The 15945-nt window shown below is 72.4% G+C and carries 13 protein-coding genes; 6 read left to right on the forward strand and 7 right to left on the reverse strand.

Features of this window, described 5'->3' with window-relative positions; translation table 11 throughout:
* Positions 1-3: 3 nt before the first annotated feature.
* Together ASG88_RS10135 and ASG88_RS10140 are read right to left on the reverse strand one after the other, a co-directional pair.
* Complete coding sequence (locus ASG88_RS10135) at positions 4-717, reverse strand: succinate dehydrogenase cytochrome b subunit (RefSeq protein ID WP_056887426.1); 714 nt, start codon at positions 715-717, stop codon at positions 4-6.
* A 94-nt stretch (positions 718-811) separates the two neighbouring features.
* Positions 812-1900: a glycosyltransferase gene (locus ASG88_RS10140; protein ID WP_056887279.1), complete on the reverse strand. Its 1089-nt coding sequence runs from the start codon at positions 1898-1900 to the stop codon at positions 812-814.
* Between the two features lie 152 nt (positions 1901-2052).
* Here ASG88_RS10140 and ASG88_RS10145 point away from each other — a divergent pair, with 152 nt between their 5' ends.
* The 4 genes from ASG88_RS10145 (at position 2053) to ASG88_RS23060 (ending at position 8282) form a co-directional block, all read left to right on the forward strand.
* On the forward strand, positions 2053-3867 hold the full coding sequence (locus ASG88_RS10145; protein WP_056887280.1) for a methylmalonyl-CoA mutase family protein: 1815 nt from the start codon (positions 2053-2055) through the stop codon (positions 3865-3867).
* Complete coding sequence (gene scpA / locus ASG88_RS10150; RefSeq protein ID WP_056887281.1) at positions 3864-6041, forward strand: methylmalonyl-CoA mutase; 2178 nt, start codon at positions 3864-3866, stop codon at positions 6039-6041. The genes ASG88_RS10145 and scpA overlap by 4 nt, the downstream gene beginning before the upstream one ends.
* The gene (gene meaB / locus ASG88_RS10155; protein WP_056887282.1) at positions 6041-7015 is read left to right on the forward strand and encodes a methylmalonyl Co-A mutase-associated GTPase MeaB; all 975 of its coding nucleotides are present in this window, start codon (positions 6041-6043) and stop codon (positions 7013-7015) included. The genes scpA and meaB overlap by 1 nt, the downstream gene beginning before the upstream one ends.
* Positions 7016-7088: 73 nt before the next feature.
* Positions 7089-8282: an amidohydrolase gene (locus ASG88_RS23060; protein WP_056887283.1), complete on the forward strand. Its 1194-nt coding sequence runs from the start codon at positions 7089-7091 to the stop codon at positions 8280-8282.
* 30 nt (positions 8283-8312) lie between these two features.
* Here the strand turns inward: ASG88_RS23060 and ASG88_RS23065 are convergent, their stop codons facing one another.
* From ASG88_RS23065 to ASG88_RS10180, 4 genes are all read right to left on the reverse strand, one after another.
* Entirely contained in the window at positions 8313-9605 is a 1293-nt protein-coding gene (locus ASG88_RS23065) for an ABC transporter permease (RefSeq protein ID WP_235534792.1), read from the reverse strand.
* Entirely contained in the window at positions 9602-10864 is a 1263-nt protein-coding gene (locus tag ASG88_RS23070; RefSeq protein ID WP_200956403.1) for an ABC transporter permease, read from the reverse strand. The genes ASG88_RS23065 and ASG88_RS23070 overlap by 4 nt, the downstream gene beginning before the upstream one ends.
* Positions 10861-12375: an ABC transporter ATP-binding protein gene (locus ASG88_RS10175; RefSeq protein WP_056887284.1), complete on the reverse strand. Its 1515-nt coding sequence runs from the start codon at positions 12373-12375 to the stop codon at positions 10861-10863. Before ASG88_RS10175 ends, ASG88_RS23070 begins: the two co-directional genes overlap by 4 nt.
* Before the next feature lie 110 nt (positions 12376-12485).
* Positions 12486-13592, reverse strand: a complete 1107-nt coding sequence (locus ASG88_RS10180) for a BMP family lipoprotein (protein ID WP_056887285.1) — start codon at positions 13590-13592, stop codon at positions 12486-12488.
* A 163-nt stretch (positions 13593-13755) separates the two neighbouring features.
* On the opposite strand from ASG88_RS10180, the gene ASG88_RS10185 reads away from it, so the two are divergent.
* Both ASG88_RS10185 and ASG88_RS10190 read left to right on the forward strand, forming a co-directional pair.
* Complete coding sequence (locus ASG88_RS10185; RefSeq protein WP_056887286.1) at positions 13756-14145, forward strand: cytidine deaminase; 390 nt, start codon at positions 13756-13758, stop codon at positions 14143-14145.
* Entirely contained in the window at positions 14142-15422 is a 1281-nt protein-coding gene (locus ASG88_RS10190; protein ID WP_056887287.1) for a thymidine phosphorylase, read from the forward strand. The genes ASG88_RS10185 and ASG88_RS10190 overlap by 4 nt, the downstream gene beginning before the upstream one ends.
* A gap of 40 nt (positions 15423-15462) precedes the next feature.
* Here ASG88_RS10190 and ASG88_RS10195 read toward each other — a convergent pair whose 3' ends face one another.
* Positions 15463-15915, reverse strand: coding sequence for a MaoC family dehydratase (locus ASG88_RS10195; protein WP_056887288.1), 453 nt, complete (start codon positions 15913-15915; stop codon positions 15463-15465).
* Positions 15916-15945 lie beyond the last annotated feature (30 nt).

Below are 15945 nucleotides of genomic sequence, written 5' to 3' on the forward strand. Positions count from 1 at the left end.
CCCTTACTTGGAGATGACGCCGAGGAGGACGAACAGGGGCACCAGCGAGAAGCCGCCGGCGATCACGACCGCGACGACCCAGCCCGCGGTCTTCGCGCGCTGGCGCGCCGCGGCGGTGCCGGTGAGGCCCAGCGTCTGCAGCGCGCTCCAGGTGCCGTGGTGCAGGTGGAGGCCGAGGGCCACCATCGCCACGAGGTAGATGATCGTCATCCACCACAGGTCGAAGGTGTCGACCATGAGGTTGAAGGGGTCGTTGGTCGCGCCGCCCGACGGGTTGATCTTGACGATCGTGAAGTTGAGCAGGTGCCAGACCAGGAACACCAGGATCGTGACGCCGCCCCAGCGCATGGTGCGCGAGGAGATCGACGACGAGGCGTTCTTCTTCACGGCGTACTTCTGGGTGCGCGCGGTGGAGGCACGACGCGCGAGGGCGTAGGCGCTCGCGACGTGCACGACCAGCGCCACGATGAGGCCCACGCGGATGACCCACAGCAGCCCCTCGTAGGGCAGCATCGGCTCGCCGAAGGTGCGCAGGTGGTGGGCGTACTCGTTGAACGAGTCATGGCCGGCGAACGCCTTGAGGTTGCCGTACATGTGCGCGAGCACGAAGCCGATGAACACGATGCCACTGGCGGCCATCAGGATCTTGAGCGTGATGGTCGTACGGGCCGCCCGGGAACCCTTCACCAGGGTCGGGGCTGAAGTATGGGTTGCCACGGGGGTCACGGTACCGCCAGCATCCCCGCCTGTGGGGGCCGGGGAGTGTGACATACGCCGGGTTAGGCGAGCCTTAGCGACTAGGCCGGGCGGATCAGCGGACGGTCGTGTGACGCCGCCCGGCGAGCTCCTCCGAGGCGAGCAACGGGGCGTAGTGGTCGGCCACCAGCTCGCTGCACGCGTCCCGCCAGGTGCGGGTGCTGAGCTCGCGGCCGCGAGCTCCCAGGAGTCCCCGGTGGCGGTCGCCGGCGACCGACTCGACGGCCCGGCGCAGGCCGCTCCCGGTGGCCGGGTCGTAGAGCAGCCCGGTCTCGAGGTCGCGCACGACCCGGGGTGCGCCACCGGCCCGGGGGGCGACCACCGGCAGCCCGCTCGCGGCGGCCTCGCGCAGGGCGTGGCAGCACGTCTCCTCCTCGCCCGGGTGCACGAGCACGTCGAGCGAGGCCAGGGCCGTGGCGAGGTCGCCCGTCAGCAGGGCGCCGGTGTGGCGTGCGGCGGGGACGTGGCGTCGCAGCCACGTCTGCTGCGGGCCGTCGCCGATCACCACGAGCTGGATGCCGGGCAGGTCCGCGACCTCGACGAGGCGTCGTACGCCGTGGCGCTTGTGCAGGCTGCCCGCGTAGCCGACGACGACCCGGCGACCCTCGCGGGACCGGGCACGCGACCACTTGTCGTGGAGCCACTGGTCCCGCAGCTGCGGGGCGAACGCGCGGGTGTCGACCCCGGGCTCCCACACGGCGGGGTCGAGGTCGAGCTGGTGCATGCGGCCGGCGAGGAAGTCGGAGGTCACGAGCAGCCGGTCGGCGCGGGCCGCGACCTTGGCCTGCCAGACCTCCCGGGGGAGCTCGGTCGGCGGCGTGTGCTGCACGACCAACGTCGGCACGCCGAGGCGGCGGGCGTGCTTGAGCGCCTTGCGGCCCAGGGTGCCGGGAGAGACGGTGTGAACCAGATCGGGCTCGAAGCGCGCCAACGCCTCGCGCACCTGGCGGCCGGGCCGGTCGAGCGGCCGGATGCGTGCGACCTGGCTGCGCCGGTAGGTCGACAGGCCGGGACCGGGTGCCACCAGCAGCACCTCGTGCCCGGCGTCGATGAGGTGGTCGGCCAGCTGCTTGAGCGTGGTGGTGGTGCCGTCGACGGCGGGATAGAACGTCTCGGTCACCAGGGCGATCCGACGGGTGTCCATGGCGACAGCCTGCCGCGTCCGGGGTCCTCGGTGTGGGTCCGGCAGGTCAACGGCGGGTCAACACCCGGTGAAGCATCGGGCGACGGCGTGAGAGGTATCCCACAGGACCACGCCCCTGACCCCGTCGGCCGGACGGGCCTATCCTGCGCTCCATGACCGACGTTGAAGGCGGCCTCGCCGAGCCGGCCGAGCTGGAGCCCGAGCAGGGCTCGCTGCGGCTCGCCTCACCCGACGACCAGCACGACGCCGCGGCGTGGGAGGCGGCCACGGCGGCGGTGCTGCGCAAGGCCCGTCGCCTCGGCGAGGACGACCCCGACTCGGCGGTGTGGGACGAGCTCACCCGCACCACGCTCGACGGCATCGCGGTCGCGCCCATCGGCACCCGCGACAGCCTGGCCGACCTCGCCACCAGCGGTCGGCCGACCCGCACCGGTGACTGGGACATCCGCTCCTGGGTCTTCGGCCCGGACGCGGAGGCCGCCAACGAGGCCGTGCTCGTCGACCTGGAGAACGGCGCCACCTCGCTGTGGGTCGAGCTCGGCCGCGGCCTGGTGGCCACCGACCTGGCGACGGTGCTGCACCGGGTCCTCGCCGACCTGGCGCCCGTCACCCTCGACGCATCCCACGAGCCGGTGGCCGCCGCCCGGGCGCTGCTGGCCGTCCTCGACGACCAGGGCGTCGACGGGCACCCCGGCACCAACCTCGGCGCCGACCCCGTCGGGGCCCACCTGCGCCACGGGCTCGACGTCGACGCCGGCCTCGACGCGCTGGCGGACGTGGCCCGGCTCGCGCTCGAGCACGGGATCCTCGGCGTGGTCGTGGACGCCACGGCCCTGCACGACCGCGGCGCCACCGACGCCCAGGAGCTGGGGTACGCGATCGCCACCGGCGCGGCGTACCTCCGTGTCCTCACCGCCGCCGGTCTCTCGCTTGAGGAGGCCCTCGGCCTCGTCGAGTTCCGCCTCGCGGCCACCGACGAGCAGTTCCCGACCATCGCCAAGCTGCGGGCAGCGCGCCGCCTGTGGGCGCGGGTGGTCGAGCTGTCCGGCGGCAACGCGGACGTCGCGGGCATGCGCCAGCACGTCGTCACCAGCCGGCCGATGCTCAGCAAGTACGACCCCTGGGTCAACATGCTGCGCGGCACGGTCGCGGCCTTCGCCGCCGGCGCCGGTGGGGCCGAGGCCGTCACCGTGGTGCCCTTCGACATCACCCTCGGCGTCCCCGACGCGCTCGGTCGCCGGGTCGCGCGCAACACCTCGTCGCTGCTCATCTCCGAGTCCCACGTCGCCCGGGTCGCCGACCCCGCCGGCGGCTCGTACGCCGTCGAGCGGCTCACCGACGACCTCGCCCGGGTGGCGTGGGAGGAGCTCGGCCGCATCGAGGCGGCGTCGTACGACGGGCGCAGCGGCGTCCTGGCCGCCCTCGCCGACGGCTCCCTGCTCGGCCGCGTCGAGGAGGCCGCGGCCGTCCGGGCCGGCGAGGTCGCCACCCGCCGGCGCCCGCTGACCGGGCTCACCGAGTTCCCCCACCTCGCCGAGGCGCTCCCCGAGCGCGCCGGCGAGCCCGACCCGGTCCGTCGCCACGGCGCGGCCTTCGAGGCACTGCGCGACGACCCGGCCGCCGCGCCGGTCTTCCTCGCCACCCTCGGCCCGGTCGCCGCGCACACCGCCCGCGCGACCTTCGCCAGCAACCTCCTCGCCGCCGGCGGCATCGCGGTCGAGGTCGCCGGCCCGACCGACGGCGTCGAGGCCGTGCTCGCGGCCTACGACGGGCAGCCGGTCGCCTGCCTGGCCGGCACCGACGCGGCGTACGCCGAGTGGGGGGCCGACGTCGTCGCCGCCCTTCGCGAGGCGGGCGCGACCCACGTGATCATCGCCGGCAGGCCCATCGACGGCGTCGACGACAGTGCAGCCATGGGGGTGGACGCGCTCGCGTTCCTCACCCGGACGAGAGAGGCCCTCGCATGAGCAGCATTCCGGACAGCTTCGCGGGACTGCCGCTGGCTGGTGCGGCCCAGCCCGTCGGCACCTCGACCGCCGGAGGGGAGGCGTGGGGGAGCCCCGAGGGCATCGACATCCTGCCCGTCTACGGCCCCGAGCACCTCGAGGGCCTCGACGCGCTCGACACCTGGCCGGGCCTGAGCCCGTTCCTGCGCGGGCCCTACCCGACGATGTACACGACGCAGCCGTGGACGATCCGGCAGTACGCCGGCTTCTCGACCGCCGAGGAGTCCAACGCCTTCTACCGCCGCAACCTCGCGGCCGGTCAGAAGGGCCTCTCGGTCGCCTTCGACCTCGCCACCCACCGCGGCTACGACTCCGACCACCCGCGGGTGCGCGGCGACGTCGGGATGGCCGGCGTGGCGATCGACTCGATCTACGACGCCCGCACGCTCTTCGACGGCATCCCGCTCGACGAGATGTCGGTGTCGATGACCATGAACGGCGCGGTGCTGCCCGTCATGGCGCTCTACATCGCGGCGGCCGAGGAGCAGGGGGTGAAGCCGGAGCAGCTCGCGGGGACCATCCAGAACGACATCCTCAAGGAGTTCATGGTCCGCAACACCTACATCTACCCGCCGGCGCCGAGCATGCGGATCATCAGCGACATCTTCCAGTACACCTCGCAGCGGATGCCGCGCTTCAACTCGATCTCCATCTCCGGCTACCACATCCAGGAGGCCGGGGCGACGGCCGACCTGGAGCTGGCCTACACGCTGGCCGACGGCGTCGAGTACATCCGCGCCGGCCTCGGCGCGGGCCTGACGATCGACCAGTTCGCGCCGCGGCTGTCGTTCTTCTGGGCGGTCGGGATGAACTTCTTCATGGAGGTCGCCAAGATGCGCGCCGCCCGGGCCCTGTGGGCGCGGCTGGTGCGCGACTTCGACCCGCAGAACCCCAAGTCGCTGTCGCTGCGCACGCACTCCCAGACCAGCGGCTGGTCGCTCACCGCGCAGGACGTCTTCAACAACGTCGGCCGCACCTGCATCGAGGCGATGGCGGCCACCCAGGGCCACACCCAGTCGCTGCACACCAACGCCCTCGACGAGGCGATCGCGCTGCCGACGGACTTCTCCGCCCGGATCGCGCGCAACACCCAGCTGCTGCTGCAGCAGGAGTCGCGCACCACCGAGGTCATCGACCCGTGGGCCGGCTCCTACTACGTCGAGCGGCTCACCCACGACCTCGCCGAGCGGGCGTGGGCGCACATCCTCGAGGCCGAGAAGGCCGGCGGCATGGCCAGGGCCATCGAGCAGGGCATCCCCAAGATGCGCATCGAGGAGGCGGCCGCACGCACCCAGGCGCGCATCGACTCCGGGCACCAGAAGGTCATCGGCGTCAACACGTTCCGCCTCCCCGCCGAGGACAAGCTCGACGTGCTGCGGGTCGACAACGACGACGTCTACCGCCAGCAGATCGCCAAGCTGGAGCGGCTGCGTGCCGAGCGCGACGACGACGACGTACGACGCGCGCTCGAGGCGCTGACGAACAGCGCCGAGCGGGGGGACGCCGGCGACAGCTCGCTCGACGGCAACCTGCTGGCCCTGGCGGTCGACGCGGCTCGGGCCAAGGCCACGGTCGGTGAGATCTCCGACGCGCTGGAGAAGGTCTACGGCCGGCACCAGGCCGTCATTCGTACGATCAGCGGTGTGTACCGCGACGAGGCAGGCAGGGGCGAGGACGGGGCCCCCGACGGCAAGGTCGCCCGCGTGCTGGCCGCGACCGACGACTTCGAGGAGGCCGAGGGGCGCCGACCGCGCATCCTGGTCGCCAAGATGGGCCAGGACGGCCACGACCGCGGGCAGAAGGTCGTGGTCACCGCGTTCGCCGACCTCGGCTTCGACGTCGACGTGGGCCCGCTGTTCTCCACGCCCGAGGAGGTCGCCCAGCAGGCGGTCGACGCCGACGTCCACATCGTCGGTGTCTCGTCGCTGGCCGCCGGCCACCTCACGCTGCTGCCCGCCCTCAAGCAGGCGCTGGCCGACCAGGGTCGCCCGGACATCATGGTCGTCATCGGCGGCGTCATCCCGCCCGACGACGTGGCGACGCTCCAGGAGATGGGTGCCGCCGCGGTGTTCCTGCCCGGCACGGTGATCGCCGACTCGGCGCTCGACCTCCTGGCCAAGCTGCGCAACCCCTGATGGCGGTCCCCGACGTCGCCGCCCTCGTCGAGGGCATCCGGGACGGGCAGCGCTCGGCGGTCTCCCGCGCGATCACGCTCGTCGAGTCGTCGCGCGCCGACCACCGGGTGGCCGCGCGGGAGCTGCTCACCGAGCTCGGCAGCACGGCGGGCTCGACGCGGGTCGGCATCTCCGGGGTCCCCGGCGTCGGCAAGTCCACCTTCATCGAGGCGCTGGGCACCGCCCTGACCGCCGCCGGCCACCGGGTCGGGGTGCTCGCGGTCGACCCGTCGTCGGTGCGCACCGGCGGCTCGGTGCTGGGCGACAAGACCCGGATGGCGTCGCTGTCGGTCGACCCGCGCGCCTACATCCGGCCCTCCCCGTCCGCGGGCACCCTGGGCGGCGTGGCCCGGGCCACCACCCAGGCGATGCTGGTGCTCGAGGCCGCCGGCTACGACGTGGTGCTGGTCGAGACGGTCGGCGTCGGGCAGTCCGAGGTCACCGTCGCCGGGATGGTCGACACGTTCCTGTTCCTCACCCTCGCCCGCACCGGCGACCAGCTCCAGGGCATCAAGAAGGGGATCCTGGAGATCGCCGACGTCATCGCGGTCAACAAGGCCGACGGCGACCGCGAGCAGGAGGCCCGGGGCGCGGCCCGCGAGCTCGCCGGTGCGCTGCGGCTCGTCCACGGCAAGGGGGAGTGGGCGCCCCCGGTCGTCACCTGCTCGGCCCTCACCCAGGTCGGGGTCGACGACGTGTGGCAGCGCGTCCAGGCCCACCGCGAGCACCTCGGCGAGGACGGGCTGCACCGCAAGCGCGCCGGCCAGCAGCTCGACTTCACCTGGTCGCTGGTCCGCGACGAGCTCGACCAGCGGCTGCGCCGCTCGGCCTCGGTCGCGGCGATCCGTGACGAGGTGCGCGCCGCCGTGCTCTCCGGGGAGCTGCCGGCGCCGATGGCCGCCGACCGCATCCTCGCGGCGTACGACTCGGGCTGACGGGGCGCGCGCCGTCCCGCATCGCGCAAGCCCGACCGGACGGGCCACTGCCTCAACTAGCATGGGGAGCCTCATGCCAGACCATTCCCAGACCGACGCCGCGTCGCTGGTGGACGAGGTCGTCGAGAAGTACTCCGACGAGCTGGTCGACCTGCGTCGTGACCTGCACGCCCACCCCGAGCTCAGCTGGACCGAGTCCCGCACCACCGACCGGATCGTCGAGCACCTCGACGGCACCGGGTGGTCGCTGACCCGTCTCGACGGTGGAGGGGTGGTCGCGGACATCGGCGAGGGCAGGGGACTGGTGGCGCTGCGGGCCGACCTCGACGCGCTGCCGATCGACGACCTCACCAACGACCCGTGGAGCAGCACCGTCCCCGGCGTCGCGCACGCCTGCGGCCACGACGTCCACACCAGCGGCCTCGTCGGCGCCGGCCTCGCGCTCGCCGCCGTGCACGAGCACGGCCTGCTGCCCGGCCGGGTGCGGCTGCTCTTCCAGCCGGCCGAGGAGGTCATGCCCGGCGGTGCGCTGCACCTCATCCGGGCCGGAGCCCTCGACGGCGTCCAGCACGTCTTCGGCCTCCACTGCGACCCCAGCCTCGACGTCGGCCGCGTCGGGATGCGCGAGGGCCCGATCACCGGCGCCGCCGACCACCTCAGCGTCCGGCTCGCCGGCAAGGGCGGGCACACCAGCCGCCCGCACCTCACCGAGGACCTCACCTTCGCAATCGGCAAGCTCATCACCGAGCTGCCCGCGATCCTGAGCCGCCGCCTCGACCCCCGGGCCGGCGTGAGCGTCGTGTGGGGCATGGTCCGGGCCGGATCGGCCCCCAACGTCATCCCGCACGCCGGCCTCGTGGCCGGCACCGTGCGGATGCTCGACGCGGTCGCCTGGGCCGACGCCGAGCACCTCGTCCGGCAGCTCATCACCCAGATCGTGTCGCCGTACGGCGTGACGGCGGAGGTCACCTACCAGCGTGGCGTCCCGCCGGTGGTCAACGGCTCCGCGAGCACCCGGGTCCTGGGCGAGGCCGTCGAGCGCGTCCTCGGCCCGCACGGCCACGTCTCCACCCAGCAGAGCCTGGGCGGCGAGGACTTCGGGTGGTACCTCGACAAGGTCCCCGGGGCGATGGCGCGCCTCGGCACCCGGTCGCCGGGCGGCCCGACGTACGACCTCCACCAGGGCAACCTGCGCGTCGACGAGCGCGCCACGATGATCGGCGCGCGCGTGCTCGCCGAGTCGGCCGTCACCGCGCTGCGCGGCTAGGGCGTCGCCCCGGCCGCGCAGGCGGTCCGGCTACTCCTTGCGGTAGGGCACGCCGTCGGCGGCCGGGGGCCGCGAGCGGCCGACGAGGCCGGCCACGGCGAAGATCGTGATGACGTAGGGCAGCATCAGCATGAACTGGCTGGGCACCGGGGAGCCGAGGACCGCGAGCACGCCCTGGAGGTTGGTCGCGAAGCCGAAGAGCAGCGCCGCCAGGGTCGCCCGGATGGGGTCCCACTTGCCGAAGATCACCGCGGCCAGGGCGATGTAGCCCGCACCTCCGGTCATCTCGCGGTTGAACTGGGGGACCGACACCAGCGTGTAGAAGGCGCCGCCCATGCCGGCGATGGCTCCCGCCAGGAGGATCGTCCGGTAGCGGGTGCGGTTGACCTTGATGCCGACCGTGTCGGCGGCCTTCGGGTGCTCGCCGACGGCCCGCACCCGCAGGCCCCACCGGGTGCGGTAGAGCGCGAAGGCCACGAGCGCGACCACGATGTAGAGCAGGTAGACGATGGCGGTCTGGCGGAAGAAGACCGGGCCCACCAGCGGGATGTCGCCCAGCACCGGGATCGGCACCCGCGGGAAGCGGGGCGGGGTGTTGAGCGCGGGGGTGTTGGTGGCCAGCACCTGGCTGAAGAGGAAGCTGGTGAGGCCGATGACGAGCACGTTGAGCACCACGCCGACGATGACCTGGTCGACGAAGTAGGTGATCGCGAAGAGGCCCAGCACCAGGGCGACGAGCGCGCCGGCGACCATCGCGGCCAGCAGCCCGACCCAGGGCGAGCCGGTCAGCGAGCCCACCAGGGCCGCCGCGAAGGCGCCGAAGAGCAGCTGGCCGTCGATGGCGATGTTGACCACGCCGGCCCGCTCGCCCAGGACGCCGCCGAGGGCACCGAAGACGAGGGGCACGGCCAGCGCGATGGACCCGGCCAGCAGGCCGACGACGGGGACGGACTCACCGGCGGCGGCCCAGGTCAGGAATCCCGCCATCCACGCGACGGCGAAGACCGCCAGCACCCACACGGGCGTGCTGCGGCGGCCGACGTAGCGGCGTACGGACTCGGCGGTGAGCAGCGCGCACACCGCGGTGAGGGTCCAGGCGCCGGCCATGGACGGCACCGTCAGCTCGGGCAGGGCCACGAAGTCGGTGCTGGCCGCGAGGCGGAACGTCGTCTCGCCGTCCTGGGGTGCGAACACGAGGATCAGCACCATGCCCAGGGTCAGGACGCCGAAGATGATCGGCACCTTGCGGCTCACGACCGGGACGGTGTCGATCACCGGCCCGGCGGTGGGCACGGGAGCGGGGGACAGGCCTGTGGTGCTCACTTCGCCTCCTTGGCGGGGAGCCGGAAGATCGCGCGGACCAGGGGCGGTGCCGCGATGAAGAGGACGATGAGGGACTGGACGACCAGCACGATGTCCACCGGGATGCCCTCCGAGGCCTGCATGGCGAAGCCACCGGCCTTGAACGCACCGAACAGCAGTCCGGCGCCGAGGATGCCGAGTGGTCGGGACCGCCCGAGCAGGGCCACGGTGATGGCGTCGAAGCCGATGCCGGCGTCGAGGTCGACCGTGACGCCGCTCGTGACCGTGCCGAGCACCTGGTTGGCGCCCGCCAGGCCCACGAGGGCGCCGGCGATCAGCATCACGACGACGTAGGTGCGACCGACGTCGATGCCGGAGGCGCGGGCGGCGCTGGGGTTCTCGCCGACGGCGCGGATGCGGTAGCCGAGCGTGGAGCGCCCGAGCAGCCACCACACCACGGCCACGGCGACCAGCGCGAGCAGGAAGCCGAGGTGCAGGTTGAAGCGCTCGCCGAGGATCTTGGGCAGGACGGCCGTCTCCAGGGCCGGGGCCGACTTGGGGTTGCCCGAGCCGGGGGCCTGCAGCAGCTCCTGCCGCGAGAGCATGAAGAAGACGAGGTAGAAGCCGACGTAGTTGAGCATGATCGTGACGATCACCTCGTGGGCCCCGGTGCGGGCCTTGAGGACGCCCGCGATGCCGGCCCACAGGGCTCCGGCGACCATGCCCGCCACGATGGCCAGCGGCAGGTGCAGCGCGGTCGGGAGCTCAACGTTGGCGGCGACCCAGCCGGACGCGGCACCGGCGAGCAGCATCTGGCCGCGTCCGCCGATGTTGAACATGCCGGCACGGAACGCCAGCCCGACCCCGAGGCCGGCCGCGATGAGCGGCGCGGCGAACTTGAGGGTCTCGGTGAGGGGGCGGATCTGGGTGGCGAAGTCGTCGACCCGGTCGTTGTAGACCGCGCCGCGGAAGAGCGCCGTGTAGGCACCCCAGATCGCGTCCCAGGTGGCGGTGAAGAAGTCACCCGGCCGGGCGAAGACGTACGACGCGGTCTCGCGCACGCGCTCGTCGGTCAGCGCGATCATCAGCGAGCCGACCGCGATGGCCAGGACCACGGCCAGCACGCCCGCCAGGGCGTTGCCGGAAGCGATCTCGCGCAGCACGGAGTGCGACCGGCTGGGCTCCTCGGGGGCCTTCGGCTCGCGGGCCTCGGTGGTGGTGGGCGCGGAGCCGCCGAGCCTCTCGGCCTCGGTGGGGGTGTTGTCGTCGGTGCCGCTCACGCGACCACGTCCTTCGGTCGCTCGCCGGTCATCATCAGTCCGAGGGTCTCGCGCGGGGTGTCGCCGGGCACGATGCCGACCACCTGCCCGCGGTAGAGCACCATGATCCGGTCGGCCAGGGCGACGACCTCGTCGAGCTCGGTGGACACCACGAGCACGGGCACGCCGGAGTCACGGGTGGCGATGACCTGCTTGTGGATGAACTCGATCGAGCCCACGTCGACGCCGCGGGTCGGCTGGGCCGCCACCAGCAGGCGCAGGTCGCGGGAGAGCTCGCGGGCGACGACGACCTTCTGCTGGTTGCCGCCGGACAGCTTGCTCGCATGCGTGTGGATGTCCGGGGCGCGGACGTCGTACTCCTCGAGCTTCTGCTCCGCGAACTCCTCGAGCGCGTCCCTGCGCAGCGAGCCGCGGCGCACGAAGGGGGAGCGGAAGCTGCGGTTGAGCATGAGGTTCTCGGCGACGGAGAAGTTGCCGACCAGGCCGTCCTCCTGGCGGTCCTCGGGGATGAACCCGACGCCGGCGTCGAGGACCTGCCGCACGGAGCGGCCGACGAGCTGCTTGCCGTCGAGCGTGACCGAGCCCTCGACGTGCTCCTGGAGGCCGAGGATGGCCTCGGTGAGCTCGGTCTGGCCGTTGCCCTGCACACCGGCGACGCAGAGCACCTCGCCGGCGCGGATGGTGAAGCTGATGCCGTCGAGGTGGACGTGGCCGAGCGCGTCGCGCACCCGGAGGTCCTGCACGACCAGCGCGTCGTCGCCCAGCTGGGGCTCGTCCTTGTGGACGACCAGCTCGACGGGGCGGCCGACCATGAGCGAGGCGAGCTCGGCGTTGCTGGCGGTCGGCTCGGCCTCGCCGACGACCTTGCCGAGCCGGATGACCGTGATCTTGTCGGCGACCTCGCGGACCTCACGGAGCTTGTGGGTGATGAAGACGATCGCCTTGCCGGCCTCCTTGAGCTGGCGCATGATCTCCATCAGCTCGTCGGTCTCCTGGGGCGTCAGGACCGCGGTCGGCTCGTCGAAGACCAGCACCTGGGCGTCGCGGGACAGGGCCTTGATGATCTCGACCCGCTGCTGGACGCCGACGGGGAGCTCCTCCACCAGGGCGTCGGGGTCGACGTGGAAGCCGAACCGCTCGGAGATCTCGCGGACGCGCTCGCGGGAGGCGTCGAGGTCGAGGGTCCCGGCGAAGCCGGTGGACTCGTTGCCGAGCATGACGTTCTCGGCGACGGTGAAGACCGGGATCAGCATGAAGTGCTGGTGGACCATGCCGATGCCGGCCGCCATGGCGTCACCGGGGCCGGCGAAGTGCTGCACCCGGTCGTCCAGCACGATCTCGCCCTCGTCGGCCTGGTAGAGGCCGTAGAGGACGTTCATCAGCGTGGACTTGCCGGCGCCGTTCTCCCCCAGGAGGCAGTGGACCTCACCGGGGGACACCTCGAGCGAGATCGAGTCGTTGGCGACCAACGAGCCGAAGCGCTTGGTGATGTTGCGAAGGACAAGCTTCATGGGACCGCATCCTATTCACGCGGGGCCTGCCGGCTCCGCGGGGACGTGCCACGGGGAGGCCGACCTCGCGGTCGACCTCCCCGTGCTGGAACTACTGGCTTCGCACTACCTCACTCGTCGAGGTAGGAGGTCACCTCGATCGAGCCGTCGATGATGCCGGCCTTGACCTCCTCGAGCTCGTCGGCGAGCGTGTCGGAGATCTTGCTCTCGAAGTTGTGGAACGGCGCCAGGCCGACCCCACCGTTCTCGAGGGTGCCGACGTAGGTCTCGGCGTCGAACTCGTCGTTGCCCGCGGACATCACGGCCTCGTAGGTCGAGACCTTCATGTCCTTGAGGATCGAGGTCATGATGACGTCCTGCGTGTTGGGGTCGGTCTCGAACACGTCGGCGTCGGTGCCGACGAGTGCGACGTCCTCACCCGAGTCCGCGATCGCGGTGAGTGCGCCCTGGTAGATCGGGCCGCCCACGGGCAGGATCACGTCGGCGCCCTGGTCGAGGATGCGACGCGCGGTGCTGGTGGCCGCCTCGTTGGCCTCGAAGCCGCCGGTGAAGGAGCCCTTCTCGCCGCCCTCGAAGCCGATGACCTCGACGTCCTTGCCCTTCTCCTGGGCGTAGTACTCCGCGCCCTGCTTGAAGCCGTCCATGAAGATCGTGACGGTCGGGAACGGCTGGCCGCCGTAGGTACCGACGGTGCCGGTCTTGGTGTAGTCGGCGGCCGCGTAGCCGGCGAGGAACGCCGCCTCGGCGGTGTTGTAGAGGAGCGGCTTGACGTTCTCCGCGTCCTTGGTGCCGTCGAAGTCGTTGTCGGCGGCGTCGTCGATGAGGATGTAGTCGATGTCGGGGTTGGCCGTGGCCGACTCGACGGTCGCCGCGGACAGCGCGAAGCCGACCGTCACGATGGCGTTGCAGCCCTGGGAGACGAGGGCCTCCAGGTTGGGGCCGTAGTCGTTCTCGCTGTTGGACTCGACGGGGATCAGCTCCACGCCCAGCTCCTCGGCCGCCTGCGTGGCGCCCTCGAAGCCCAGCTGGTTGAAGGACTTGTCGTCGAAGCCGCCCGCGTCGGACACGATGCACGGCTGGAAGTCGCTCGCCGCCTCGGTCTCGGTGCCGCTGCCGCTGCCGGCCTCCTCCTCGGGTGCCTCGCCGCAAGCAGCCAGGGACGCGGTGGCGATCAGTGCCACGATGCCGCCGGTGACGACCTTCCTCGTGTTCCTCACAAAAACCCTCCAAGATCACATCGCCCCCGGACTGGGGGCGCATATCGGGAGAATGATGCCCTCGACCGGGCGCTTGTGGGTAGCGAAGCGCCGATCCGTCATCCGGTTGTGACCTGTTTGCCGCCTGACGCCCCTCGAGCGTCATACGTCATAGTTGCTCCCGATGAACTGGACACAGCTGCGCGCCGAGGCCGTCACCGCCATGGGCCACGCCTACGCGCCCTACTCACACTTCCCCGTCGGAGCCGCGGCGCTCGTCGACGACGGCCGCCTGGTCGTGGGCTGCAACGTCGAGAACGCGGCGTACGGCGTGACGCTCTGCGCCGAGTGCGGCCTCGTGTCGTCGCTGCACGCCACGGGCGGCGGGCGGTTGACCCACTTCGTGTGCGTCAACGCCGACGGGGCCGTGATCATGCCGTGCGGCCGCTGCCGCCAGCTGCTCTGGGAGCACGGCGGCGCCGGGCTCCTCATCGAGACGCCCGAAGGCGTCCGCACCATGGCCGAGGTGCTCCCCATGGCCTTCGGACCCGACGACCTGAAGGACATCACGTGACGCACGACGCCATCGAGGTCATCAGCGCCAAGCGCGACCGCCGGAGCCTCACCGACAGCCAGATCGACTGGGTCATCGACGCCTACACCCGGGGCGACGTCGCCGACGAGCAGATGTCGGCACTGGCCATGGCCATCCTGCTCAACGGCATGGACCTGCGCGAGATCGCCCGCTGGACCGACGCCATGATCGCGTCGGGGGAGCGGATGGACTTCTCGTCGCTGTCGCGCCCGACGGCCGACAAGCACTCGACCGGGGGCGTCGGCGACAAGATCACCCTCCCGCTGGCCCCCCTCGTCGCCGCGTGCGGCGTCGCGGTGCCCCAGCTCTCCGGCCGCGGGCTCGGCCACACCGGCGGCACCCTCGACAAGCTCGAGGCGATCCCCGGCTGGCGGGCCGCGCTCTCCAACGACGAGATGCTGGCCCAGCTCGAGGACGTCGGCGCTGTCATCTGCGCCGCCGGCGACGGCCTCGCGCCCGCCGACAAGAAGCTCTACGCCCTGCGCGACGTCACCGGCACCGTGGAGGCGATCCCGCTGATCGCCAGCTCGATCATGTCCAAGAAGATCGCCGAGGGCACCGGTGCGCTGGTCCTCGACGTCAAGGTCGGCACCGGCGCCTTCATGAAGGACCTCGACCGGGCCCGCGAGCTCGCCGAGACGATGGTCGGCCTGGGCAAGGCGGCCGGCGTGCACACGGTGGCGCTGCTCACCGACATGAGCACCCCGCTCGGCCTCACCGCCGGCAACGCCGTCGAGGTCGCCGAGTCGGTCGAGGTGCTCGCCGGTGGCGGCCCCGCCGACGTCGTCGAGCTCACCCTGGCCCTGGCCCGCGAGATGCTGGCCGGCGCGGGCGTCACCGACGTCGACCCGGCCGACAGGCTGGCCGACGGCAGCGCCATGGACGCCTGGAAGGCCATGGTCCGCGCGCAGGGCGGCGACCCCGACGCGACGCTGCCGACCGCCCGCGAGTCGCACGTGGTCACCGCCCCGGCGACGGGCACCCTGACCCGCCTCGACGCGATGGCGGTCGGCCTGGCCGCGTGGCGGCTCGGCGCCGGCCGCGCCCGCAAGGAGGACCCGGTGCAGGCCGGGGCAGGGGTCGTCTGGCACGCACGCCCCGGTGACGAGGTCACCGAGGGCCAGCCGCTGCTCACCCTGCTCACCGACGAGCCCGAGCGGTTCGAACGGGCCCTGGCCTCGCTCGAGGGCGGGTACGACGTCGGCGACGCCGCGTCGTACACGCCGACGGACCTGGTGCTCGACCGCATCTCCTGACGGGGCGGTCGGCGGTGCGGCCGGAGGGGACGCCCCCGGCTCAGGGGAGCAGCAGGACGACCGTCTCGGCGACGCAGGCGGGCTTGTCGGCGCCCTCGATCTCGATCGTGTAGCGCAGCAGCATCTGCTTGCCCGTCGGCAGGTCGGTGACCTCGCCCATCGAGACGTGCGCGCGGACCCGCGAGCCGACGCGCACCGGCGAGGGGAAGCGGACCTTGTTGACCCCGTAGTTGAGCTTGGCGCCCGGCGTCTCCAGCGCGAACACCTGGCTGCCGAGGTAGGGGACCAGCGACAGCGTGAGGTAGCCGTGGGCGATGGTCGCGCCGAAGGGCCCGGTCGCCGCGCGCTCGGCGTCGACGTGGATCCACTGGTGGTCGCCGGTGGCCTCCGCGAACGTGTCGATGCGGTCCTGGTCGATCTCGACCCAGTCGGAGGTGCCGAGGTCGGTGCCGGTCGCCGCGGCGACCTCGTCGAGGCTGGTGAAGGTGCGCATGGCTGGCAAGGATAGGCCTGCGAGGATGGC

The sequence above is a fragment of the Nocardioides sp. Soil777 genome, assembly GCF_001428425.1.
Taxonomy (GTDB): Bacteria; Actinomycetota; Actinomycetes; order Propionibacteriales; family Nocardioidaceae; genus Nocardioides; species Nocardioides terrigena.